Origin of the sequence: Cellulosimicrobium sp. NPDC057127 (assembly GCF_042670945.1) — a bacterium.
Taxonomy (GTDB): Bacteria; Actinomycetota; Actinomycetes; order Actinomycetales; family Cellulomonadaceae; genus Cellulosimicrobium.
This window is the reverse complement of sequence record NZ_JBHUUP010000005.1, coordinates 48,049-71,750: the sequence shown is the minus strand read 5'-3', so window position 1 is coordinate 71,750 and position 23,702 is coordinate 48,049. Positions and strand designations below refer to the sequence as shown.

Annotated in this window: 16 protein-coding genes; 3 read left to right on the top strand and 13 right to left on the bottom strand. The window is 74.6% G+C overall.

What is annotated here, in order from left to right; translation table 11 throughout:
* The first annotated feature begins 68 nt into the window (after positions 1-68).
* Positions 69-2,642 (top strand): LamG-like jellyroll fold domain-containing protein, encoded by a 2,574-nt coding sequence (locus tag ACFTZA_RS06495; protein ID WP_378192030.1) that lies wholly within the window; start codon positions 69-71, stop codon positions 2,640-2,642.
* Positions 2,643-2,770: 128 nt separating this feature from the next.
* Entirely contained in the window at positions 2,771-3,265 is a 495-nt protein-coding gene (locus tag ACFTZA_RS06490; RefSeq protein ID WP_378192028.1) for a YajQ family cyclic di-GMP-binding protein, read from the top strand.
* 39 nt (positions 3,266-3,304) lie between these two features.
* Here the strand turns inward: ACFTZA_RS06490 and ACFTZA_RS06485 are convergent, their stop codons facing one another.
* Positions 3,305-3,982, bottom strand: coding sequence for a PAS and ANTAR domain-containing protein (locus ACFTZA_RS06485; protein WP_378192026.1), 678 nt, complete (start codon positions 3,980-3,982; stop codon positions 3,305-3,307).
* On the opposite strand from ACFTZA_RS06485, the gene ACFTZA_RS06480 reads away from it, so the two are divergent.
* The gene (locus tag ACFTZA_RS06480; protein ID WP_378192024.1) at positions 3,974-4,957 is read left to right on the top strand and encodes an HAD family hydrolase; all 984 of its coding nucleotides are present in this window, start codon (positions 3,974-3,976) and stop codon (positions 4,955-4,957) included. The two genes, ACFTZA_RS06485 and ACFTZA_RS06480, sit on opposite strands and share 9 nt — an antisense overlap.
* A 39-nt stretch (positions 4,958-4,996) precedes the next feature.
* Here the strand turns inward: ACFTZA_RS06480 and htpX are convergent, their stop codons facing one another.
* The 12 genes from htpX to ACFTZA_RS06420 all read right to left on the bottom strand — a co-directional run bounded on the left by htpX (position 4,997) and on the right by ACFTZA_RS06420 (position 23,652).
* Positions 4,997-5,878 (bottom strand): zinc metalloprotease HtpX, encoded by an 882-nt coding sequence (gene htpX / locus ACFTZA_RS06475; RefSeq protein ID WP_378192022.1) that lies wholly within the window; start codon positions 5,876-5,878, stop codon positions 4,997-4,999.
* 128 nt (positions 5,879-6,006) lie between these two features.
* Complete coding sequence (locus ACFTZA_RS06470; protein ID WP_378192020.1) at positions 6,007-7,419, bottom strand: FAD-dependent oxidoreductase; 1,413 nt, start codon at positions 7,417-7,419, stop codon at positions 6,007-6,009.
* 270 nt (positions 7,420-7,689) lie between these two features.
* Positions 7,690-8,169, bottom strand: coding sequence for an LpqN/LpqT family lipoprotein (locus ACFTZA_RS06465; RefSeq protein ID WP_378192018.1), 480 nt, complete (start codon positions 8,167-8,169; stop codon positions 7,690-7,692).
* Between the two features lie 111 nt (positions 8,170-8,280).
* The gene (locus ACFTZA_RS06460) at positions 8,281-8,553 is read right to left on the bottom strand and encodes a WXG100 family type VII secretion target (RefSeq protein ID WP_378192016.1); all 273 of its coding nucleotides are present in this window, start codon (positions 8,551-8,553) and stop codon (positions 8,281-8,283) included.
* A gap of 135 nt (positions 8,554-8,688) precedes the next feature.
* On the bottom strand, positions 8,689-13,197 hold the full coding sequence (locus tag ACFTZA_RS06455; RefSeq protein ID WP_378192014.1) for an FtsK/SpoIIIE domain-containing protein: 4,509 nt from the start codon (positions 13,195-13,197) through the stop codon (positions 8,689-8,691).
* Positions 13,198-13,317: 120 nt separating this feature from the next.
* Positions 13,318-14,019 carry a hypothetical protein gene (locus ACFTZA_RS06450; protein WP_378192012.1) on the bottom strand — a complete coding sequence of 234 codons (702 nt, stop codon included), beginning with the start codon at positions 14,017-14,019 and terminating at the stop codon, positions 13,318-13,320.
* Positions 14,016-15,764, bottom strand: coding sequence for a serine/threonine-protein kinase (locus ACFTZA_RS06445; protein WP_378192010.1), 1,749 nt, complete (start codon positions 15,762-15,764; stop codon positions 14,016-14,018). Before ACFTZA_RS06445 ends, ACFTZA_RS06450 begins: the two co-directional genes overlap by 4 nt.
* Positions 15,761-17,425: an FHA domain-containing protein gene (locus ACFTZA_RS06440; protein ID WP_378192007.1), complete on the bottom strand. Its 1,665-nt coding sequence runs from the start codon at positions 17,423-17,425 to the stop codon at positions 15,761-15,763. The genes ACFTZA_RS06445 and ACFTZA_RS06440 overlap by 4 nt, the downstream gene beginning before the upstream one ends.
* A complete protein-coding gene (locus ACFTZA_RS06435) occupies positions 17,422-18,273 on the bottom strand; it encodes a PP2C family protein-serine/threonine phosphatase (RefSeq protein WP_378192005.1) in 852 nt (283 codons plus the stop codon). Before ACFTZA_RS06435 ends, ACFTZA_RS06440 begins: the two co-directional genes overlap by 4 nt.
* Positions 18,270-19,889: an RDD family protein gene (locus ACFTZA_RS06430; RefSeq protein ID WP_378192003.1), complete on the bottom strand. Its 1,620-nt coding sequence runs from the start codon at positions 19,887-19,889 to the stop codon at positions 18,270-18,272. Before ACFTZA_RS06430 ends, ACFTZA_RS06435 begins: the two co-directional genes overlap by 4 nt.
* A complete protein-coding gene (locus tag ACFTZA_RS06425; RefSeq protein WP_378192001.1) occupies positions 19,886-22,348 on the bottom strand; it encodes a transglutaminase family protein in 2,463 nt (820 codons plus the stop codon). Before ACFTZA_RS06425 ends, ACFTZA_RS06430 begins: the two co-directional genes overlap by 4 nt.
* Positions 22,348-23,652: a DUF58 domain-containing protein gene (locus ACFTZA_RS06420; RefSeq protein ID WP_378191999.1), complete on the bottom strand. Its 1,305-nt coding sequence runs from the start codon at positions 23,650-23,652 to the stop codon at positions 22,348-22,350. The genes ACFTZA_RS06425 and ACFTZA_RS06420 overlap by 1 nt, the downstream gene beginning before the upstream one ends.
* Positions 23,653-23,702: the final 50 nt, after the last annotated feature.

The following is a 23,702-nucleotide window of genomic DNA, read 5'->3' as shown; positions in this document are numbered from 1 at the left end:
ACGGCGACAGCGCTGGCGGCGGCCGTGACGGCCCCCGCCGGCACCCACGGCCATCGAAAGGTTCCACCGTGCCTCGAGGCTCCAGACGGCTGCTCAGCGCCGCCGCCCCCGTCTCCGCGCTCGCCGTCCTCGCGAGCGTCGGCCTCTCCGCAGGACCGGCGGTCGCCGTTCCCGCGAGCGGGTCCCTCGCCCCGACGACCGTCACCGAGGTCGCGGACGACCTCGGCTCACGCTTCACGCTCGCCGTCCTCCCGGACACCCAGTTCTACTCGCGCTACGCCCAGTCGAACTTCGAGCCCGACTACGGCACGAACCCGTTCGCCACCCAGACGGCGTGGCTCGCCGAGCACGCCGACGAGCTCAACATCCCGTTCGTCACGCACCTCGGCGACGTCGTCGACCGCGTCGGGGTCGAGAACGAGTGGCGGACGGCGGACGCGGCGATGCGCACGCTCGAGGACGCCGCGCTCCCCTACTCGGTCCTCGCCGGCAACCACGACGTGCTGAACTCGCGCGACGACCTCTACGACACGGCGTACGACCTCGCGAACGAGCCGTTCCTGCGGTGGTTCGGTCCCGGGCGCGCCGCGAGCCAGGTCACCGACGGCGGGACCGACCCGACCGGCATGAACCAGTACCAGGTCTTCGAGGCGGAGGGCCAGGAGTTCCTCGTGCTCGCGCTGTCGTGGCGCGCGTCCGACGCGACGCTCGCGTGGGCGAACGAGGTCGTCGACGCACACCCGACGACGCCGACCATCCTGACCTCGCACGACATCATCAACGCCGACGCCCCCGCCGGCGCCACGAGCCGCAACGGCGAGCGCCTGTGGGACGCGCTGATCGCGCACAACGACCAGATCTTCCTCACCCTCAACGGGCACTACCACGGGGCTGCCGTGACCGAGCGCACCAACGACGCCGGCCACGCCGTCACGCAGATCCTCATGGACTACCAGATGGCCTACGAGGGCGGGAACGGCTACCTCGGGCTGTTCGAGTTCGACCTGTCGAACGACGTGATCGACGTCGAGACCGTCTCGCCCTGGGTCGTCAGCAAGCCCACCGAGACGCTCACGTCCTACGACGACCCGGTGCTCGACGGCGACACCCAGCAGTTCTCGATCCCGATCGACTTCTCCGAGCGGTTCGGCGGGTTCAACCCCGGCTTCGGCCCGGGCGACGGGCAGTGGCCGTCGCTGAGCGACCGCGCGGTCGAGATCCTCACCGACGGCTTCGAGGGCGTGCCGGGTTCGACGGACGTGCTGCCCGGGAGCGCCGAGGACTACGTCGAGGTCGACGGCACGCTGGCGCACTGGCGCATGACCGGCGAGACGGGGACGCTCGCCGAGGGCGAGGTCGTGGAGGACGTCGCGGGCGACAGCGACCTGCACCGTGCCGCGATCGCCGAGTCGGGCTCCCCGACCGCGCAGGTCGAGGACGTCGCCGTCGTCGACGCGACCTACCCGTACTCCTCGTCGGGCCAGGCCGTGTGCTTCGCGGACTCGAGCAAGGTCACCGACCGGTACAGCTACCTGACGACGGACGCGGACGCCCCGGTCAACGACGCCGACCTCTCCAGCGGCTACACGATCGAGACGTTCGTCCAGATGGACACCTCCTGGACCGCGGACGACAACGCGTGGAGCAAGGCGCTCGTGCGCAGCGGCAACCGCTCGCAGATCCCCGGCATGCCGTGGAGCCGCTGGGACTACACGGCGTCGCCGACCGCGCTGGGCATCTCCAACCTCCGCGAGTTCCAGTGGACCGAGGTCGGCCAGGACGCCACCAAGGGCGACAGGACCAACTGGTCCGGCGAGATCATGGTCGACACCTGGAGCCACGTCGCGCTCGTCAACGACCCCGCGACGGCCGAGACGACGATGTACGTCAACGGCGCGCCGGTGCTGCGCACCGCGCTCGACACCGTGGGGGCGTCGTTCAACCCGGGCATGCCGTGGATCGTCGGCGCGGACTGGGTCGACGACGCCGCCACCAACGGCTGGAACGGCTGCGTCGGCGAGACGCGCATCGTCGACCGCCCGCTCGACCGCGACGAGTGGCTGACCGCACGCCCCGACCTCGCCGGGCTGGAGGTCACGGAGCTGCCGGAGCAGCCCGTGCCCGCGGACGTCACCGAGGTCGAGCTCGGTGGCCTCGGCACGCCGCGCGCGACCGTGACGGCGACGGCCGGGACGCACGAGCCGCTCACCACCACGGTGGCCGAGGACGGCACGTGGACGCTCACCGTCCCTGCCTCGTCGATCGACGCGGAGGGCACGCTCGTGTCGGTCGTCCAGGGCTTCGGCGAGCGCGTCTCCGACCCGGTCGAGGTCACGCTCACCCGCGCCGGCGAGCCGGGCGGGGACGTGAAGTTCTCCGTCGACGCCCAGGTGCGCCAGCTCGGGTCGCGCCCCTACCTCGCGGTCCGCGTGCACAACGAGGACGACGTCGCGCTCGACGTCACCGTCGAGACCGACCACGGCAGCCGCACGTTCGACGGCGTCGCCCCGGGCGCGAACGCGTACCACGCGTTCGCCGTCCGCGACGGCGCACCGGGCGAGGTCACCGTCACGGCGACTGCCGTGCAGGACGGCGAGACGGTCACCGACCGCTCCGTCGTCACGGTGGAGCAGGCGGGCTGACCTCGCGGTCACCCGGACGAGGGCCTCGCGCGGTGACCAGGTCGCCGCGCGGGGCCCTCGTGGCCTCGCTGGACTACCGTGGGCTCCGCACGAGGCAGCACGCCCACCACCGTCACGAGGGAGAACCCATGGCCGACTCGTCGTTCGACATCGTGAGCAAGGTCGACCGTCAGGAGGTCGACAACGCGCTCAACCAGGCCGCCAAGGAGGTCTCCCAGCGGTACGACTTCCGCAACGTCGGCGCGTCGATCGCCTGGAGCGGTGAGAGCATCGTCATGGTCGCGAACTCCGCCGAGCGCGTCCTCGCGATCCTCGACGTCTTCGAGACCAAGCTCGTCAAGCGCGGGATCTCGCTGAAGTCGCTCGACACCGGGGACAAGGAGCCCAAGGCGTCGGGCAAGGAGTACCGGCTCGCCGCGACCCTCAAGGAGGGCCTGTCGAGCGAGAACGCGAAGAAGATCACCAAGATCATCCGCGACGAGGCCCCGAAGGCCGTCAAGACGCAGATCACCGGCGACGAGGTGCGTGTGACGAGCAAGTCGCGCGACGACCTGCAGACGGTCATCGCGCTCCTCAAGGCCGCCGACCTGGACGTCGCGCTGCAGTTCACGAACTACCGCTGACGCGGCGCCGGGCCGCGCGACGACGTCCCCGGCCCGGCGTCAGCCCAGCAGCGCGGCGACGCGGCCCGCCGGGTCCGGGCCGCCCGCGCACGCCGCCTCGACCACCTCGACGGCCAGGTCCCGCAGGCGGACGTTGCGGTCGTTGGACACGCGCCTGAGCACGTCGAACGCCTCGTCGGGGTGCACCGCGCGCACCAGGGCGACGATGCCCTTCGCCTGCTCGATGGGCCCGCGACTCTCGCCCGCGGCGCAGATGTCGCCGCGGGCGCGCAGCTGCGCGTGCCGGGCGACCTCATCCGTCACATCGACGAAGTAGCCGACGAGCTCGACGACCCCACCGTCGCGCGGACCGCGCCTGCCCTGACCGACGACGACCAGCGAGCGCTCCCGTCCCCGGGCGTCCATGATCCGGTGCATGCTCGAGAACGGCTCCACCGTCGCGCGCGCCCGCTCGAGGACGCGCGCGGCCAGGCCGCGGTCGTCCGGGTGCTCGTGAGCCAGGACGAGCTCCGTGGTAGGCACGACCTCTCCGGGCTCGAACCCGTGCATGACGAACGTCTCGTGCGACCACCACCACCGCCCCGTGGCGAGGTCGAACCGGTACTGGCCGATCCGTTGCCCGGGCCTGCCCGCGAGGGCACGGTCGATCGCCGGGGTGTCGAGAGACGTGCTCGTCTCCGCCTCGCGGCGAGGTCGACGAGCCGGGGCATGACCCATCTTGTCGACTGTAGACCCGGCCTGGACCGGGCGCACCCGCCCGCCGGCGCGTGCGACAGTAGGGCGGTGCCGCGCCCACCGCACCCGCCCGCTCTGCCGCGTCTCGTCGCGACGGACCTCGACGGCACGCTGCTGCGCAGCGACGGCACCGTCTCGCACCGCACGCGCGCTGCGCTGCTCGCCGCCGAGGAGGCGGGCGTCGAGATCGTCTTCGTCACCGCCCGGCCGCCCCGCTGGCTCGCACCGCTGCGCGACGTCGTCGGGGGCCACGGCCGCGTCATCTGCCTCGGCGGCGCCGCCGTGTGGGACCTCGCGACCGGACGGGCGCTCGACGTGTGCGGCTTCCGCGACGACGCCGCTCTCGCACTCGTCGCCGACCTGCGCGACGCCGTGCCGGACGTCGTGCTCGCCCTCGAGCGCGTCGAGGGCCCGACGTTCGACCCCGGGTTCCGCTCCCCCGGCGACGACGCGGCCGACCCCGCGCAGGCGGACGCGGTACGTCCCGTGGAGCAGACGCTCGCCCCGCCGCGCCCTGCTCCGGCGCCCGGGCCGGTCGGCAAGATCCTCGCGCGTCGCGGCGCGGCGCCTCCGCCGCCCGACGCGCCGGCGACGCAGCCGGTCGTCGTCGCCCACGACGAGGACCCCGGGCAGGAGAGGTTCTTCGCCGAGGTGCGCGACGTCGTCGGCGACCGCGCACACCTCGCCTACTCCGGCGCCGCCGGGCTGGCCGAGCTCCTCGCGCCGGACGTGACCAAGGACGTCGCGCTCGCGCGCTGGTGCACGCGGCTCGGCATCGAGGCGCACGAGGTGTGGGCGTTCGGGGACATGCCGAACGACCTCCCGATGCTGCGCTGGGCCGGCAGGTCGTTCGCCGTCGCGAACGCCCACCCCGACGTGCACGCGGCCGCGAACCACGTCACCGCGGCGAACGACGCGGACGGCGTCGCGGTGGCCCTGGAAGCCGCGCTCGGCTGACTTGCCGGCGGGACGGACACACCGCCGAGACGGCCTGGCTCAGTGGTAGGTGATGCCGCCCTGCCCGTGCCCGGCCATCGCCTCGAGGCGACGGATGCGGTCCGCCATCGGCGGGTGGGTCGCGAACATCTTGCCCACCCCCGCCCCGCGGAACGGGTTCGCGATCATGAGGTGCGAGACGTCCACGAGGTCGCGGTTCTGCGGCAGCGGCGCGCGCTGCGTCCCCGCGTCGAGCTTGCGCAGCGCCGACGCCAGCGCGAGCGGATCTCCGGTGAGGCGGGCGCCGTCCTCGTCCGCGTCGTACTCGCGCGTGCGCGAGATCGCCATCTGGATGAGCATCGCCGCGATCGGCGCGAGGAACATCATCGCCAGCGCGGCGAGGGGGTTGCCGCCTCGTTCGCGGTCCCCGCCGAAGAACAGCAGGAACTGCGCGAGCGACGTGATGACGCCCGCGAGCGCCCCCGCGACGGACGACGTGAGGATGTCGCGGTTGTACACGTGCATGAGCTCGTGGCCGAGCACGCCCCGCAGCTCGCGCTCGTCGAGGATCCGCAGGATCCCCTCCGTGCAGCACACCGCGGCGTTCTTGGGGTTGCGACCGGTCGCGAACGCGTTGGGCGCCTGCGTGGGCGAGACGTAGAGGCGGGGCATGGGCTGGCGGGCCGCGGTCGAGAGCTCGCGCACGATCCTGTACATCGCCGGCTGCTCGAGCTCGCTCACCGGGCGGGCGTGCATCGCGCGGATCGCGATCTTGTCCGAGTTCCAGTACCCGTAGAACGTCGTCACCAGACCGATCGCGACGAACACCCACAGCAGGTTCGCGCGCGCGCCGAACAGCGCCCACAGGCCGAGGACGATGGCCCACATGACGCCGAAAAGCGCGGCGGTCTTGACCCCGTTGAAGTGCTGACGTCGTCCCACGTGCGCTCCTTCCACGCTGGGGGCGGCCCGCCGTGGTGCCGGACCGCCCGCCGGGCGACGACCGCGCCGCCGCCCACCACGTGAACGTGCGAGCGCGTCCGGTCGTTCCCAGGGACGACGACGCGGGGTCAGCCGACCTCGGACTGGCCGCGCGCCACGCGGATCATCTCCTCGCGCGGGACGACCTTGATGCGCTCGCGTCCGTGGGGCTCGCCGAGGCCGCGCTCGAACGCGTCCAGCAGCTCCCAGCCGGACCACTCGACGTAGTCGACGCCGCGCTCCGCGAGGAAGTCGACGATGGCGTCGGGCGCGCCGAGCGGGGCGACGCGGCCGCCCGCGAGGTCGGCCGCAGCGACGTCGCCGCCGTCACCGGCACCGGTGACGTCCTCGACGAGGTGGCGGATCGTCTCCGAGGCGTCGGACTTCGTGTGGCCGATGAGGCCGACGGGGCCGCGCTTGATCCAGCCGGTCGCGTAGACGCCGGGGAGGTGCTCGCCGTCGATGTCGACGACGCGCCCCTCACGGTTGGGGATGACGCCCTTGAGCTCGTCGAACGGGATCTCGGGCAGCGGCGAGCCGAAGTAGCCGACCGCGCGGTACACGGCCTGGACGGGCCACTCGTGGAACTCACCGGTGCCGGAGACCGTGCCGTCGCCGTTGAGCTGCGTGCGCTCCGTGCGCAGGGCCTCGACCTTGCCGTCGCCGAGCACGGCCGCCGGGGCGTGGAGGAAGTGCAGGTGCAGGCGGCGCGACGCCGTGAGCTCGGACGGGTCCTTGAGCGCCCAGTCCGTGAGGGTCTTCACGACCTGCTTCGTCTGGTTGGACGAGTTGATCGCGGCCGTCGAGCCCTCGTCGAACTCGAAGTCCTCGGGGTAGACGATGACGTCGACGTCGGGCACGTGGCCCAGCTCGCGCAGCTCGAGCGGCGAGAACTTGGCCTGCGCCGGGCCGCGGCGCGCGAACACGTGCACGTCCGTCACGGGCGAGGCCTTGAGCGCGTCGTAGACGTTCTGCGGGATCTCGGTCGGCAGCAGGTCGTCGGCGTGCTTCGCGAGGACGCGCGCGACGTCGAGCGCGACGTTGCCCGCGCCGAGCACGGCCACCTGCTCCGCCTCGAGCGGCCACGTCCGCGGCACGTCGGGGTGCCCGTCGTACCAGGACACGAAATCGGCCGCGCCGTAGGACCCGGGCAGGTCGATGCCCTCGATGGGCAGCGCCGCGTCGCGGATGGAGCCCGTGGAGAACACGACCGCGTCGTAGTACTGGCGCAGGTCGTCCAGCTTGAGGTCGACCCCGTAGTCCACGTTCGCGAGCAGACGGATGTCGCCGCGGCTGAGCACCTTGTGCAGCGCGACGATGATCTGCTTGATGCGGGGGTGGTCGGGCGCGACGCCGTAGCGGACGAGACCGAACGGCGCGGGCAGACGCTCGAAGAGGTCGATGCTCACGTCGAGGTCGGTCTTGGACAGGATGTCCGCGGCGTAGATCCCGGCGGGACCCGCGCCGACGATCGCGACGCGCAGGGGACGGATGCTGCTCACAGGACAGGACGCCTTCCGGTCGAGGACGGGAGTCTGGTTCGCGCGACCAGGGAGGCGGTCGCGGCGCGGCGGCCGGTGGTCGTGGCCGCGGATGACCATCTCGATTGTACGACCGGGTGAGGGTAGCCTCACCCAGCCCTCTCCCGACTCTCCTACTGTGCCAGGCGTCTCGCGACCCGGATAGCCCGTCTTGTGATCCGGGCGAATGTAAACGGTGACGAGCCGGCGCAGATGTCGCGCCGTGCTGCCGCCGGTGCCGCGCGGGAGCGGTCAGAGGTCGCGGGCGAGGCGCAGGCCGTCCTGGACGGCGCGGATCTCCTCGCCGGCCCAGGGCTGCTGCACGACCGTGCACGTGCCGGTCGTCTGCACCAGGTCCGCCACCGGCCCGCGCGGGACGAGCACCGTGCGCACCGACTGCACGAGCACGGTCCCGGCACCGCCCTTGAACGAGGCCTCTACCCAGCGGCCGGGCAGGCCGTCGACGTCGACGTCGCCGGTGCCGAGCTCGCGCATCTTCGGCATGGGCCGCAGCTTGCGCAGCACCTCGGCGTGCGCGTCGTCGAGCGTGACCTCGGCGCGCACGCGGGAGACGACGACGATGACGTTCGGGTTGAACTCCCCGTCGGGGACCTCACGGCCGAGCGCGAGCGGCAGGGCGACGTGCGGCAGCGGGACCCAGTGCTCGGGTGCGGTCAGGCTCACCCCGACCGGGGCCGGGAAGTCGTCGCTCGGGTAGCGCAGGTCGGTCATGCGATCAGCAGCCCTTCGTCGTCAGCGGTCCGCGCGCCAGTCTCCCAGACGCGGCACGACGAGGGCGCGGGACCCGTGCGGGTCCCGCGCCCTCGTGCGTGCTGGAGAGGATCAGCCGTTGGAGGCCTGCTCCTGCTGCTGCGCGTTCTGCTGAGCCTTCTGGCCCGCGTCCGTCAGCGTCTGCGCGACGTTGTTGAGCTGCGTCTGCGCGGCGGGCCAGTCGTTGCCCTTGAACTGCTGCGCGTCCGGGCCCTCCCAGGCCACGCCCTGGATCTGGCTGTTGAGGTTCTGCATCGTCGTGCGGATCTCGTCCGCCTTCTGCTGCAGCGTCTGCCCCAGCCCGCGCAGCTCCTCGACGTTCGCGCCCCACATGCCACCAGCCATGGTGATTCCCTCCTGTCGTGGCGACCACTGTCCGTGGACGCCGTGTGCGTTCGACGATGGCAGTACTCAACCATCGACCCGGACGGCGGTCGATGGGGAGGTGTCCCCATCGGCGCCGTGACCTGCTGCGCGGCGCTACCCCGGCAGCGCCACGTGCATCTTGCGTGCCCGGCCCGACACGACGAGGAAGCCTCGCCCGGGCGGGAAGTCGGCGCGGCGGAGCCTGCCCAGCCCGGTGCCGAGCAGGTTGTCGCCGTCGAGGTCGCCCGGGGTGAGCAGGAGCCCGGTGCGGCCCGCCTTGAACGGCTGTGCGAGCGCCCACGCCTGACCCCACGTCGACGACTCCGCCTCGCCGACGACGAGCTGTTCGGCACGCACCGCCGCGCGCACGAACGCGGCCAGCGGCTGCTCAGCGGGCGTCCCGGTGAACTCGGTGACGGACTCGGCGAGCACCGTGAGCCCCCCGGGCCGCAGCGACCCGGCGTCCAGCGCGGCCGTGAGGCTCTGGAGCAGCGTCACGACCTCCTCCGGTGAGGTCGCGCTGGTGTCCCACGCGTCGAGCCCCGAGATGCTCGTGGGCCGCGGCGACAGGTAGACCACGCGCCCGGCCCGGGCGCGCCGCACCGCGTGCGCGATGGTGACGAGCGCCGTCGTGCGCCCGCCGCCGGGCGGGCCCGCGAGCAGGAACGTCCCGCGCACCGGGAGCCCCACGGGCGCGATGTCGAGGTCGTCCAGGCCGATCGTCGGACGCTCCCCCGCGAGGACCGGCAGGTCCTCGAGCGCGAACGTGTCGGGCAGGCGGTCGATCCCCGGCGCCTCGGCGATCCCCTGGCGCACCATGGCGTCGCGGAGCCGCCCGAGCTCGCGCCCCTGGAGCGCGACGTTGGCGTCCCCGCCCAGCACCGCGACCTGGACCTCGTTCTCGTCGAGGACCCCGCGTCCGGGCGGCGACGTGAGGGAGAGCACGTCGCGCGGGACGCCGAGCGTCAGGTAGTCCTCCTCGTTGGCCAGGCGCAGGACGAGACGCTTCTGGATCGTCGAGCCGAGCGACGTCGGGACGGAGGCCGCGCGGTCGCCCGCGACGACCACGTGCACGCCCACCTGGCGGCCGTCGGTCGCGACCGCCGTGAACGCGCCCCAGACGGGGAACTGGTGGGCGGCCCGGAACTCGTACGACTCGCGGAACGCCCCGATGCCGTCGACGAGCAGCAGGATGCGCGGCTCGTCCGGCGCGCCGGCGAGACGCCGGTACTCGGAGATGTCGCCCGCCCGGACCGCGGCGTACCGCGCCGAGCGCTCGTCGACGAGGTCGCGCAGCATGCGCAGCACGCGCTGCACGCGCTCCTCGTCGTCGGCCGAGATGACCGCGCCGACGTGGGGCAGGTCCTCGAGCATGCGCAGGCCGCTCGCGCCCGCGTCGATCGCGTACACCTGTACCGGGCCGCCGCGCGCCGTGATCGCGGCCGACACCGCGATCGAGCGCAGGGTCGCGCTCTTGCCCGCGCCACCGGTGCCGTACACCGCGAGGTTGCCGTCGCGGTCCGGCTCGTAGAACACGGTGGGCTGGCTCTGCGTCGCCGGGTCGTCCTCGACGCCGAGCAGCAGCATGGTGTCGGTCCGCGGGTTCGGCAGCCGGGCGAGGTCGTACGTCGGCGCGAGCTCCGGCAGCCACGGCTTGCGGGGCGCGGGCACGGCGGCCTCGGTCGCCGCCCGCGAGATCGTCGCGACGACGCGCGAGATGTCGTTCGGACCGGGGTCCGCGTCCTCCTCCACCTCGGGCTCCGGCAGCTCCCAGCGCGCGCCCGTGCCGAACGCCATCTCCTGGACGTCGATCCGTGCGCGCTCGGGGCGCGCGCTCGTCCAGCCGCCCGCGTAGCCCGTCTGGAACGGCGTGATCCGGCCGGGGCCCGTCTTCACCGCGCCGCGGCCCGGGATCGACGGGTCGAAGTGCGCTGCCATGGGGATGCCGAGGATGTCGGTCGAGTCGTCCTCGTCGGCCATGCGCAGCGCGACGCGCAGGTTCGTGTTGGCGCGCAGGTTGTCCCGGATGACGCCGGCCGGGCGCTGGGTCGCGAGGATGAGGTGCAGGCCCAGCGAGCGCCCGCGCTGCGCGACGTCCACGACGCCGTCGACGAACTCCGGGACCTCGTTCACCAGCGCCGCGAACTCGTCGACGACGATGAGCAGGCTCGGCGGGGCGTCCGGGTCGCCGGTGCGCTCGAGCGACGCGAGGTCCTTGGCCTTCTTCCGGTTGAGCAGGTGCTCGCGGTACCGCAGCTCGGCGCGCAGCGACGTCAAGGCCCGGCGCACGAGGTGCGGCGAGAGGTCCGTGACGAGCCCCACCGTGTGCGGCAGGTCGACGCAGTCCGCGAAGGCGGCACCGCCCTTGTAGTCCACGAAGAGGAACGTCACGCGGTCCGGGCTGTGGGCGGCGGCCATGCCCAGCACCCACGACTGGAGGAACTCCGACTTGCCGGCGCCGGTCGTCCCGCCGACGAGCGCGTGCGGGCCCTGCGTGCGCAGGTCGAGGTAGAGCGGCTCGCTGCCCGAGTGGCCCACGAGCGCACGCAGCGTCGTCGGCCGCTTGCGCCGCACGGGCGCAGACCCGTCGCGCGGCGTGAGCGAGCCGTTCTCCCGCCAGGCGTCCACGAGCGTGCCGGGGTCCTCGGCGAGCGAGGTGCCCGCGAGGGTGAGGTAGGAGACCGAGCGCGGCAGGTCCGAGTCGTCGTCCACCGGCGCGCCGACGTCCACGACCGGCGCGAGGATGCGCGCGACCTCGTGCGCGGTCGCGAGGTCCACGGTCTCGCACGTGACGGGGAAGGAGAGCCGGCCCACGCGCACCTCGCCCGCGGTGGCACCGGCCGCGGCGCCCGGCCGCCCCGCGCCCTCCGAGGGCGTCTCGCCCTGGTCGACGAGCACGAACGTGCGGCACGCGGCAGGCAGCTGCTCGACGGTCGGGGCGACCCAGACGACGTGCACGCCCGCGTCCGCGCCACGCTCGACCAGGCGTGTGAGGCGCGAGCGGTCGACGGGCGCGTCGTCCTCGACGAGCACGACGACGGTCGGCAGCACGGGCGCGGGCGTGTCCTCCGGGTTGGCGAGGTCGATGGGGCCGCGCAGCTCGGCGTGGTGGTCGAGGTCGGCGCCGCGCGCCTCGACGAGGTCCTCCAGCCGCGAGAGCAGCGCGAGCGCCGCGCCCGGGTTGTCGGCGAGGTGGTCGCCGCCGAGCGGGCTGTGCGGCGAGCCGGTGTGCGGCAGCCACTCGAGCCACTCCCAGTCGGCGCGCGAGCGCTGCGACGTGATCGCGGCCAGCACGAGCTCCGACGGCGAGTGCAGGCCCGCGAGCTGGACGAGGACCGCGCGCCCGACGGCGTCGACGGTCGCGCCCGCCCCGGCGATGCCCAGCGCGCCGTCCGTGCGCAGCCGGCCGACGACCGGCACCCCGTCGATCGTCGCGCACTCGGCGTGCAGCTTCTCGAGCTCCGCCCAGAACTCCGGGAGCGTGTTGTTCTCGTTCTGCTGCTCGACCTGCGTGCGCGACGGCGCGGTCCCGAGCCCGATCCGGACGGTCAGGAACGCCTCGTGCTCCGGCCGGTGCGTCCACAGCAGGCCGCCGAGGCGCCGCACGGCGTCGACCGTGTCGGCGACGGACGGCGCCTCCGTGAGCCGCACCGCGCGCTCGACGGCGTGCGTGCGGGCGATCGTCTCGCGCATCGCCGCGACGGACGCCCGGAACTGCTCGGCCTGCGCCTTGAACTTGCGCCTGCCCTGGATCTTCGCGTCGAGGTACGCGCCGAGCATGAGGATCGGGCTGAGCCCGATGAAGACGATCGACAGGACGTTGCGCGTGACGGAGTACAGGATCACGCCCATGACGAGCGGCGCGACCATCGCGAGGTACGGGAAGCGCGCCGGCTCCTGCGGCTGCGGGGGCCGCGGAGCACGCAGCGTGCGCTCGCCGAACCGCGCGACGACGCGGGGCGAGCGGTTGAACTCGACGACCGGCGTCGTCGGGGCCAGGCTCGTCGACCGGTGCAGCGCCACGACGGAGACCACGGAGCTGCCGATGGTCACCGTGTCGGCCGACGTGAGCGTGGAGCGCGTCATGCGCTGACCGCCCATCACGAGCCCGTTGGCGGAGTTGGTGTCGGTGATCTCGATCGACTCGCCGACCGTGATGCGGGCGTGGCGCTTGGACACCTGCGGGTCCCCGAGCCGGATGTCCATCGTGCGGTCGCGGCCGAGGTAGCTCGTGCCGACGGGCAGCGGAAACTCGCGCCCGGCGTCCGGGCCCTCGAGGACCCGCAGCACGGCCACGGCCGCGCCGCGGTCCTGCCCGGGCGCGTCGAACTGCTCCGAGACCCGCACGATCGAGACCGTCGACCCCGAGCGGAGCCCCGCCTCGACGAGGTCGCTCGTGGGCGACAGCACCCGCCCCTGGTCGGCGGCCGCCCCGCCGGCGGCCGCCCCGCCGGCGGCCGCGACCTGCAGGGTGAGCCGCTCGGGCACCGCGGTGCCCGCCCGGGCCGGGTCGCCCGCGAAGAGGGCCTCCGCGACGTCGCGCACGGTCGCCGTCGCGTCGGCGGTGACCGCGACGTTCGTCGCGGTCGCGTCCGGGCGGTGCAGCGTGAGCTTGATGCGCACAGGCGGGTCCTTCGGTGTCCGTGGCGGGCGGGTTCGGTGGGAGGTGCGGCCCCGGCGCAGGCGCACGCCAGCGGCGGCCCGTCGCGGGTCGCCCCGGGCCCGGCGTGCGCCGGCGCCGGGTCAGCCGTCGTCGGTCACGTCGAGCAGCGGCAGGTCGGCGGCCGTCACCAGGCGCGAGGCGACGGCGTACTCGACGAGGCGGGCGCGCCGGTTCGTGGCGAGCGCCCCGGGTCCCCCGCGCAGGCCCTTGACCCCGATGCGGTCGAGCTTGTCGCAGACGTTGTCGAGCTTGCGGTTGAAGCGCGTCGTCGCCCAGCCGAGGCGCGCGGCCGCGGCGGCCGACGACGGGATCTCCGACAGCCCGGTCCCGTCGCGCCGCAGCATCGGCTCGGCGAGCGCGACGATGAGCTGCTTCTGGCTCGTCGTGAACGTGATCATGCCGATCGTCGTCGCGCCGCCCGCCTCTTCGTCCTCGGACCGGATCTCCTGGTACGGCGCGCCGCGCAGCTGCGCCGTGAGCTCGTACGTCGTGGGGCCCGCCGTGAACACGATCGACGTCGTCGGGAAGACGAGCGGGAGCCGGTTGCCCGGCGACAGCCACGACTGGACGCCGCCGCCCGCGTCGCACACCGTCGCGGAGATCAGGGAGCCGACGTTCGCGAGCCACCACATGTCGGTCTCGCGCACGATGCGCAGGAAGCGGCGGTGCAGGTACGGGTTGTCCTCGATGGCGAGGTCGCCGTCGCGACCGATGTCGAAAGGCTCGCCCTCCGGCGACGGGCGGAACCACTCGCCGCAGAACTCGATCGCGAGCTCGCTCATCCCTGATCCACCTCCGGCACGCACGCGGTCTGCGGGTTCGCCGAGAAGCGCCCGCCGCGGATGACGACGACCTCGACGCACACCTGCTCGCCGGGCTCGGCCGGGACCGCGACCGAGGGCTCGGTGACCTCCGTGATCCCGGAGTCCGCGACGATGTCGAGCTTCTTCCAGCCGAACGTGTCGCCCTCCTGCGCGTCCGCGCTGTCGTACGCCCAGGTGAAGACGACCGCGCCCTGCGCCGCGTCGTACGTGCCCGTCAGGTCGCTGACCGGGGGCACGAGGTCCCCGAGGTTGTCCGACGGCGTGAACTCCCGGTCGCTCGTCGGTGTCGCCTCGGCGTCGTCCGGGGCGCGGTCGCGCGTGAGCGCGAGGATGCCGACGCCGGCGAGGACCAGCACGAGCACGCCGGCGAGCAGGCCCCACAGCGGGCCGCGGCGGGCGGCGGGCTCGTCCTGCGCGTCGTCGTCCGTGGCCGGGGCCGCGGTGCGGTGCACGGTGTCCTCGACGGGCGCCGACCCCCAGGCCGCCTGGCGCGCGGACGAGCCGGGGTACAGGCGCGAGGGGTCGGTCAGCTCGGCGACCGGGGTGTGGCCGCCCTGCCCGACGGCGGCGGTCGGCCGGGTGCCCGACGTGCCGGTGGCCGCCGTGCCGGTCCAGGCCGCACCGGCGAGCGGGACCGGCCCGGGTCCCGTCGGTCCGGCCGGTCCGGGGCCGCTCACCGGACCGTGGGCACCGGTGCTCCCGGAGGACGTCGCGCCCGACGGTTGCCACGCCGAGGGCGAGGACGCCGCGGGGCCCGACGGGTCGATCGACACGACCTGGCGCAGGCGCGTGCCGCCGTCGTCGTCCGGCTCCTCCTCCTGGACGTGACCGGAGTCGTCGAGCAGGTCGATCGGCGTGACCGCGAGGGACAGCTCGTTCTGCACCTGCTGCAAGGCGCGCGCGAACGCGAGCACCGTGGGGTAGCGCGACGCCGGGCTCTTCGCCATCGCCGTCGCGAGCACGCGCTCGAGCGACGGCGGCACGTCCGAGCGGCCCGTGGGCGGCAACGGCGAGGACTCGATGCGCGAGATGAGGTTCGCGCTGGAGTTCGACCCGCCCGGCACCTCGAACGGGCTGCGTCCCGCCAGCAGGGTGTACGTCGTCGCCGCGAGCGCCCACACGTCGGTCGCGATGCCGCTGCGCGGGGGTTCGGCGAACGACTCGGGCGGCGACCACGGGATCGACATGCCCTCGGCGCGCGCCGCGTCGTCGACCGTGGAGGAGATGCCGAAGTCCGTGAGGGCCGGGTGCCCGTACTCGGTGACGAGGATGTTCGCCGGCTTGATGTCGCGGTGCAGGATCCCGGCCCGGTGCGCCGTCTCGACCGCGCCCGCGACCTGGACCGCGGTGCGCAGCGCCTCGGGCACGGACAGCCGCTCGGACCGGTAGCGCGCCCCGAGGTTGGGGCGCGAGCAGAACTCCATCGCGAGGTACGGCCGGCCGTCGTCGGCGACGTCCGCCTCGTACATCGTGACGATCGACGGGTGCGTCGACAGCGTCGCCATGAGGTCGGCCTCGGCGTCGAACGCGGCACGCTGCGCGGGGCTCGACCACTCCTGGAGCAGGACCTTGACGGCGACGCGGCGGCGCGGCCGCTGCTGCTGGTAGAGGAAGACGTCCGAGAAGCCGCCCGAGCCGATGAGCGAGACGTACTCGAACCCTTGGATGTCGGGGGGCGGGGAGGGTGCGCGCTTCGTGCTCACCGGATGCCCTCGAACGTCAGGGTCACGCCGTCGCCGAGGTCGGCGACGTCCCCGTCGACGACGAGCACCGGCTCCGACGGGTGCAGGCGACGCGGCGGCTGGCCCGCGCGCAGGAGCGTCGTGCCGTTGGTCGTGGCCATGTCGCTGACGAGGACGTGCCAGCCCTCGAGCGAGATCTCGAGGTGGGAGCGCGAGATGTCCTGCTGCGGGCTCGGCACCGTGACGAGACGCGGGAGGTCGGCCGCCTGGGTCCGCGGGGTGCGCGGACGGCGGCCGACGACGACACCGCGGTCGAGCTCGAGCGTCTGCCCGGTGGAGATCCGGACGCGGCCGAGCGGGGGGCGTACCGCGAGCGCGGCGTCGCCCTCGAGCGGCGCGTCGCACAGCGCGCACGCCTCGCGCGACGGCGGGTTCGGGTGACCCTGCGCGCACGTGCGGGCCAGGATCTGCTGCTGCCCGGGCGCCGGCGGGGCCGTGAAGGCCGGCACGCCGCCGGTGCTCGCCCGCGGCGCGTCGGCTGCGGGCGGCTCGGCGAGCTGCTCGGCGGCAGCGCGCAGGTCGGCGATCGCCGACGACAGGACCGTGTGGCCGTCGTGGTCGGCGGCGGGCGTCGGGTCAGCGACGGCCTGCCCGGTCGACGGGGCCTCGTCGTCCGGGCCGACGGTCCAGGCGCGGTGCGCGGCCGCAGGGGTCGCGCCGGTCCACTCGCGCGGAATCCCGGCGATGAGGCCCTCGGCCGGTGCGGGTACGCCCGCGGAGGGTGCCCCGGGCGGAGCCGGGGGCGCAGCGGGCGGCGGCGGCACGGGTGCGGGCGGCAGGGGCGCGGCTGGCAGGGGCGCGGGTGGCTGGGCGTCCACGGGCACCGGCGCAGCCGGTGCCGGCTCGTCGGCCGGGTCGTCCTCGACGTCCTCGTCCGTGCGGACGGCCGCGTCCTCGACCGTGCGCAGGACGGTCGAGCCCCACAGGTGGGCGTAGTCGTCGTCCGGCTCGGGCTCGGGAGCCGGTCCGGCAGCGGGCTCGTCCGTGGCCGCACGGTCGGGCGGCGGCACGTCGAGCGGCGCGTACGTGGTCGCCACCGGGGCGATGGTCTCCTCGGACGGCCGCGCGCTCACGGCCGGGAGCGACGGCTCCACCGGTGCGGGCGGGGCCGGCGGCACGGCCGGGGCGGCCGCTTCCGCGGCGCGGCGCGGCCGGGCGACGAGCCGCCACGCGACCGCGTCGGCGAGCACGACGCCCGACGCGAGCGGCAGCGAGCCGGCACCCGCGGTGAGCTCCTCCCCCGCGGCGACCGGCACGGCGCCCGTCCGCACGACCATGTCGGTGACGTCGTCGACGACCCGCTCCGACCACGTGGTGACGTCCTCCCCGTCGACGTGGAGGCGCTCACCACCCGCCGTCTCGAGCGTCACCGCGAGAGCACCGCGCACGGCGACGTGCGCACGCCGGTCCACGAGCACGGCGACGGCGAAGGGCGGCAGGGTCCGCAGGCTCGAGCCGAAGGCGCCGGTGAGCACCTGCAGCACCTCGACCACGCCCGGCTCGGTGCCGATCTGGTCCCAGAGCGGCTCCACGACGGCCTCGTCGACCGGTGCGGGCAGGAGGACGACGGCACCGCCGCGGACCAGCGCACGCGCGTCGCCCGGGGCGTAGCGCAGCGTCACGTCGGGTCCCCCATCTGCAGACGTACCTCCCTGGGCAGCGTGTCCTCGTCGATCGCCGGGGCCGGCTCGGCGTCGCGGCCGCGGGGCGCCGTGCTGCCGCCGCTCGTGTCGCCGGACACGCCGGTGGCGTCCACCACGACGACAGTGATGTTATCCCGCCCACCGGCCACGATGGCCTCGTGGACCAGCCGCTCGGCGGCCCCCTGCGGGTCCGGGTGCTCAAGGAGGAGCTCGGCGATCCGCTCGTCGGACAGCTCGCCCGTGAGCCCGTCGGAGCACACGAGCACTCGGTCGTGCCGCGAGATGGGCAGGTACCAGAAGTCGGCGCGCGGTTCGGTGCGCGAACCCAGGGCACGCGTCACCACGTGCCGCCGCGGGTGCGTGAGCGCCTCGCCGCGGGTGAGGAGACCGGCCTCGACCATCTCCTGGACCTCGGAGTGGTCGACGCTCACCTGGTCCAGGCGCCCGCCGGACAGGTGGTAGGTCCGGGAGTCGCCGACGTTGACGACGAGCCAGTACGGGATGCCGTCCTGCTCGGCGACCGCCACGCCCGTCAGCGTCGTCCCGGCACCCCGGCCGGGGTCGGTGACGATGGCCCGCACGTTCTCCTGCGCCACCGCGAGGCAGGTGCGGACGTCGTCGGGCGTCACCACGTCGAGGTCGGCGAGCGGGCGCAGCGCGTCGACCGCCGTCGCGCTCGCGACCTCCCCGGCCTCGTGGCCACCCATGCCGTCGGCGACGAGGAAGACGGACCGTGAGACGAGGAAGCGGTCCTCGTTGAGCAGACGCCGGGCGCCACGGTGAGACGCGGCGCCCCACGCCAGGTGCACCTCGACCTCGGGGTTCACGCGGACTCCGCGTGCACGGCGAGCCGGCGGTCGCCGACGTGGATGGTCGCGCCCACCGGCACCCGGACGCGTGCGCCGGGCTCGGCGACGCGCGGGGGTGCGCCCGGCACGGAGACGACCGTGCCGTTCGTGGAGCCGCGGTCCGTGAGCCACAGGCCGCCCGGGTCGACGCCGAGCTCGACGTGCGTCTTCGACACCGACCGGGTCGGGTCGTCGACGGCGACGAGGTTCCAGCTCCCGCCCTCCGCGGACTGCGGGTTGCGCCCGACGAGCGTGGGGCCGTCGACGACGCGCCGCTCCCCCGACTCCAGCTCGAGCACGACGGTGACGACCGGCGCGGGTTCCATCGCGCCGAGGTCGCGGGCGCTCATGCGCGTGCTGTCCCAGTCGGGCTCGTCGGGCTCGCCCACCACTGCCGGTGCGGACGCGGGGACGGGCGCCGGCTCGGGCACCGGAGGTGCCTGCGCCGGCACGTGCGGCGCGGGCGTCGGCGCAGGCGCGGGTTCCGGGGCGGGAGCGGCAGTCGGGGCGCGCGTGCCGGTCGGGGCGGGCGTGGTAGCCGGCGCGGGCGCCCCGGCGCCCGGGCGTGGGGACATGCCGGGCACCCCGGTGATGAGACCGTCGCCGGCCGCACCTCCCGAGGACCCGACCGAGGAACCGGTGGACGACGGGAACGCCCACGGGTCGGGCACCGGCGCGGGCGCAGGTGCTGCGCGCTGCGACGCGACGGGCGGAGGGGCCTGCCACGCGCCGGGCCCCGCCACGGTCCCAGGACCGGCAGGGGTGCCGGGGGGCGCACCGGCGTGGTGGCTGCGCTCCTGCGCGGCCGAGGGCGTCGTCACGCCACGGGCGTCGACGACGACGGCCCGCGCCGCCTTGTCCTGCCAGCCCTGACGACGACCGGAGGAGTCGAACGCCGGGCTCAGGACGACGACCCACTGGCCGACGACGAGCACGACCGCACCCGCTCCCACGACGAGCCAGCGCACGAGCGCCCGGCCGAACCCGATCGGCGCTCGCGTCGTCGCGTCGAGGGTGCGGATCCCGGCGGCGAGGTTCCCGAGCGTCTTGCCGGTGGAGCCCTCCCAGGCCCACGTCGCGACCCACCACGCGAGGGCCACGAGCACGGCGACGGCGTAGACGACGGCGAGCCGACCCAGCAGCGCGGAGGCCTCCTCGGGCGTGACCTCGCGGACGCCGCCGAGCACGGGCACGTCCGTGAGCGCGAACCCGACGAGGACGACCGCGAGGGCGAGCACACCGGGTACGGCCGCGTCGACGACGTAGGCGAGGACCCGCCGTCCGACGCCTGCGGACGGCGCCGTCGCGAGCCCACGCACGGTCGCCGTCGGCACCGGGAACGCGGCCTTCTGCGTCGCGGTGTGGACCTCCGGCTCGGTGGTCGTGTCGGGCGTGCTGGTGCGCGGCGCGGCGTAGGGCGGCAGGGACGCCTCGGGGCGTCCCGCCCCCGCCGCGGACCGGACGCCGGCCGCGGGTCCGGGCGCCGCCTCGGCGACGGGGCGGCCGGTGCGGGGGAACGGCTGCCCGCACACCGCGCAGAACGCCGATCCCGCCGACTGCGCCGACCCGCACGCCGCGCACGTCACGTCCGTCATCGTCCCGCTCCCCGCTCCCGCGCCGTCGCGTCGCGCCGGAGCCACGCCACCCGGCGACCCGGTCGTCCGCCGGACCGCGCGGACCGCACCGAGCGCAGGGAGAGCGCCGCTCGGATCCGGGCGCGCCTGTTCACGGAGGAGCGTAGCCCGCCGACGAGGGCGTCGACGTCCGCCCAGAACGCCTCGACCTCCTGGTCGGACGGTTCGGCGGCACCGAAGACGGTCGCGTCGGCGCGGTGCGCGAGCGGGATCGTCGACGTCGCGCCGAACGTCGTCGCGATGACTCCGGCGCTCTCGCGCCGCGTCGAGCCGGCGGGGACGGGCGTGCCGAGGTCGGTCGCCGTGTCGAGGACCTCGCGCCAGCCGCCGCTGACGCGGTCGGCCGGGCGCTCGGCCGCGCGCCGACGTGCGCGCCGCCGGGCCTTGTAGGCGAGCACGAGCACCACCGGGATCGCGAGCAGCGCGAGCGGGATCACGACCGCGGCACCGACGAGGACGACGGTCCCCCAGTCGAAGCCCTCGCTGTCGGCCTTCTCCTTGTCCTCGTCGTCGATCTTCCCGGCCTCGGCCTCGGCGGGCTCCTCCGGCGGCTCGGGGTCCTCGAGGATCGGCGGCTTCGGCACCTGGAGGCTCTTCGGCTCCGGCTGGATCTTGTTGTCCTCGTCGGGGATCGCGGGGATCGGCACCCAGCCGTGCCCGACGAACGGGACCTCCGCCCACGCGTGGACGTCGGCTCCGGTCGCGGTGAACGGCTCGCCCGGCTCGAGGGGCTCCTCCTCGTCCGGGTGGAAGCCCATGACGACGCGCGCGGGGATGCCGGCCTGGTTCGCCATGAGCGCGAGCGCGACCGCGAACTGCTCGTCGTCGCCGACCATCTCCTCGTCGGCGAGCAGCGTGTCGATGCGCTCGGCCGAGTGCCCCGGGCGCGACGGCGGCTGGTTCTCCAGCCCGCTCGAGAACACGCCGCTGGCGACGAGCCCGTCGCGCAGCGCGAAGAGCTGCTTCACCGGGTCCGTCTCCTCGCCCATGAACTGCGCGGCCTTGCCCGCGAGCGACGCCGGCAGGACGCCCTTGGGCGTCTGCGGCAGCGCGACCTCGTCGATCGCGCCGGCTCGCAGGTCCTCCTCCGTCGGCTCGGGCGTGACGCGCGCGTCGAGGGTGTAGGTGTCGCCCGGTCGGAGCCCGGCGGCCGCGAGCGCCGTGCCCGTCGTGGCGTTGTAGTACGTGCTGTCGGCGAGCTCGCGTGCACGGGCCCCCGTGTACGTGATGCCGGCGAGCGACCCCGCGTCCGGCACCCACACGCCGGCGTAGTCGCCGACCTGCACGTCGAGCGTCACCGTGGACCCGGGCGCGACCGTCGCGATCTCCTCGCCCGCGCGGGTGTAGACACCGGAGCCGGCGAGACCGCTGGAGGCGTCGTAGACGACGCCGTTGTACGCGTCGAGCGTGGCGAGGCGGACCTTCGCACCCGGCGGCAGGCCTTCGACGGTGAACAGCTCGACGTCCTTGAGGTCCTTCGCGTACTTGCGGAACGACGTGAGCGGGCTCACGTACTCGTGCAGGTCGAGCGGGGGCACGACGGTCTCGCGCAGCACGGTGCGCGGCGCGTCGGGCATCAGGACGGGCCCGGCGAGGGCCGCGGCGACGCCACCGACGGCGAGCATCGCCGCGCCCGCCCGGACGCGGTGCCACCAGAGGCGACGCGTGGCCGCGCGGCTCGCCTCCGTCGTCACCTGGTGCGCCCCGAGCCGTGCCGCCGTGACGCGCCAGCTGCCCCACAGGAGGCCGACGCACGCGAGGACGAGGCCCTGCACCACCGGGTAGGCCGCGACGACCGTGCCGAGCAGGATCACGACGACGAACGTCACGACGACAGGCAGCAGCGCCCACGCGCCGCGTCGCGCGCGCCACGCGATCGAGCCCGCGACGAGGGCCGTGACGAGCAGCAGCAGGTACGGCACGACGGCGAGGTCGGGGAACGAGTGCAGCGGCGGCACCGTGGTGACGAACGTCTTCCACCCGGTGACGGCACCGACCAGGAGGTCCTGGACGGTGGTCAGGGACGGCAGGACGCCGCCGATCGCGTCGGCCGGCAGGGCCAGGGCACCGCCGAGCAGGACGTACGCCACGACGGCGACGGCGAGCACGGTGGCGGCGGGCCACCGGCGCCACGCCCCGAGCCACGCGACGCCGAGGCCGACGACGGCCCCGCCGACGGCGGGCACGAGGTAGCCGGCCGATCCCCAGACGGGGGCGAGGCCGACGATCGTCGCGCCGAGCAGCACGACGAGCGCGACGGCGTCGACCGCGCCGAGCGCGGTGAGCGCGCGCGGCGTCCCGGCCCCCTTCCGGCGGGTGGTGCCGCGCCGGGCGGTGCCCGACGTCGAGCCGGCAGGCCCGGCCGTCCTCGGGTCGACGCGGCGCGAGCCGCGCGTGGTGGTGCTCGTGGGCGCGCTCATCAGTCGTTCAGCCTCCGCAGGGCGGCCGGGAGCTCGCCGAGCTCGCCGATCGTCAGGACGACGAGCTCGGCGATGGCGTGCCGGCTCAGGGACGTGCCGGGGGCGCACTGGATCGCCATGACGCGCACGTCCTGGGGCAGGCGCGCCGAGGCGGCGCGCAGCTCGGTCGGGGTGACGCGCGAGCCGACGACGAACGCCACGACGGACGCGTCCGCGATCGTCGAGCCGGCCACGCGCGCGACGTCGACGAGCGTGCTGCGCTGCGCGTCGGTCTCGACGCGCGAGAGGTCGTCCAGCAGACGGGTGCGGTGGTCGCCGCGGAGGTTGCCGTCGTTGACGAGGACCGTCACCCCGCGGTCCTCCTTGATGGCCTGGAGGCCGAGCGACCCGCACACGCTCACGGCGAGCTCGAACTCGTCGTCGTGCGCGTAGTCCTCCGCCCGCGTGGACAGCAGCACGGCCAGGTGCGAGCGCCGCGTCTCCTCGAACTGGCGCACCATGAGCTGGCCGGTGCGCGCCGTCGTCTTCCAGTGGATGTGGCGGCGGTCGTCTCCGGGCACGTAGTCGCGCAGGGCGTGGAACGACACGTCGGAGTTCGAGATGTCCGTGGTGACGCGGCCCTCGAGGTCCTTGAGGAACCCGGTCGACGAGCCGGAGAGGTTCTTCACGCGCGGGTGGACGAAGAGCTCCTCGGGCTCCGTCCACACGACCTCGCGGCGCAGGAGGCCGAGCGGGTCGGCGCGCACGGAGCGCACCGGGCCCACGGAGATGACCGAGCGCCGGTGGGTCGGCACGGTGAAGATCTCCTCGTGGTTCGCGCCCGGACGCAGGCGCGGCACCGGGAAGCTCGCCATCCCCTGCCCCACCGGCAGCTCCATGACCGACGGCAGCAGGGCGCGCGCGGAGTCGTTCCGCACGTCCAGGCGCCCCACGGCCCGGTCGCCCACCGTCACGCGCTGCTGCGCGAGGTCGAGCACGACGGCGTAGCGGAAGCGCCCCAGCACGAACACGACGGCGGCGAGCAGCGCGACCGTGAGAAGGATCGCGACGACGACCAGCTCGAGCCACGAGAACCGCAGCCCCGCCCACCAGGACAGGACCGCCGCGACGAGCACGGCGACGCCGAACGGGCTCACCGCCGACGTCACCGGCGCCGCCGCCCGACGCGCGGGCTCGAGCGCCCGCCCGACCGGTGCCAGGGCGCGCGCCGCACCGGACGTGACCGGTCGCAGCAGCCCGGCGAGCGCGGTCGTCGGCGCGGTGCCGGCGGCCGCGCCGCGGGGTCGGGGTCGGGGCTCGTTCATGGTCCTGCTCTCGGTGCGCTCTGTCGTGCGGTCTCGGTTCGCGTGCTGCC

Bases quoted from the DNA above. Each gene is read 5' to 3' on its own strand.
- ACFTZA_RS06490 (WP_378192028.1), top strand. From the start codon at position 2,771: ATGGCCGACTCGTCGTTCGACATCGTGAGCAAGGTCGACCGTCAGGAG.
- ACFTZA_RS06480 (WP_378192024.1), top strand. From the start codon at position 3,974: ATGACCCATCTTGTCGACTGTAGACCCGGCCTGGACCGGGCGCACCCG.
- ACFTZA_RS06485 (WP_378192026.1), bottom strand. From the start codon at position 3,982: ATGGGTCATGCCCCGGCTCGTCGACCTCGCCGCGAGGCGGAGACGAGC.
- ACFTZA_RS06465 (WP_378192018.1), bottom strand. From the start codon at position 8,169: ATGACCGACCTGCGCTACCCGAGCGACGACTTCCCGGCCCCGGTCGGG.
- ACFTZA_RS06460 (WP_378192016.1), bottom strand. From the start codon at position 8,553: ATGGCTGGTGGCATGTGGGGCGCGAACGTCGAGGAGCTGCGCGGGCTG.
- ACFTZA_RS06450 (WP_378192012.1), bottom strand. From the start codon at position 14,019: ATGAGCGAGCTCGCGATCGAGTTCTGCGGCGAGTGGTTCCGCCCGTCG.
- ACFTZA_RS06430 (WP_378192003.1), bottom strand. From the start codon at position 19,889: ATGACGGACGTGACGTGCGCGGCGTGCGGGTCGGCGCAGTCGGCGGGA.
- ACFTZA_RS06425 (WP_378192001.1), bottom strand. From the start codon at position 22,348: ATGAGCGCGCCCACGAGCACCACCACGCGCGGCTCGCGCCGCGTCGAC.
- ACFTZA_RS06420 (WP_378191999.1), bottom strand. From the start codon at position 23,652: ATGAACGAGCCCCGACCCCGACCCCGCGGCGCGGCCGCCGGCACCGCG.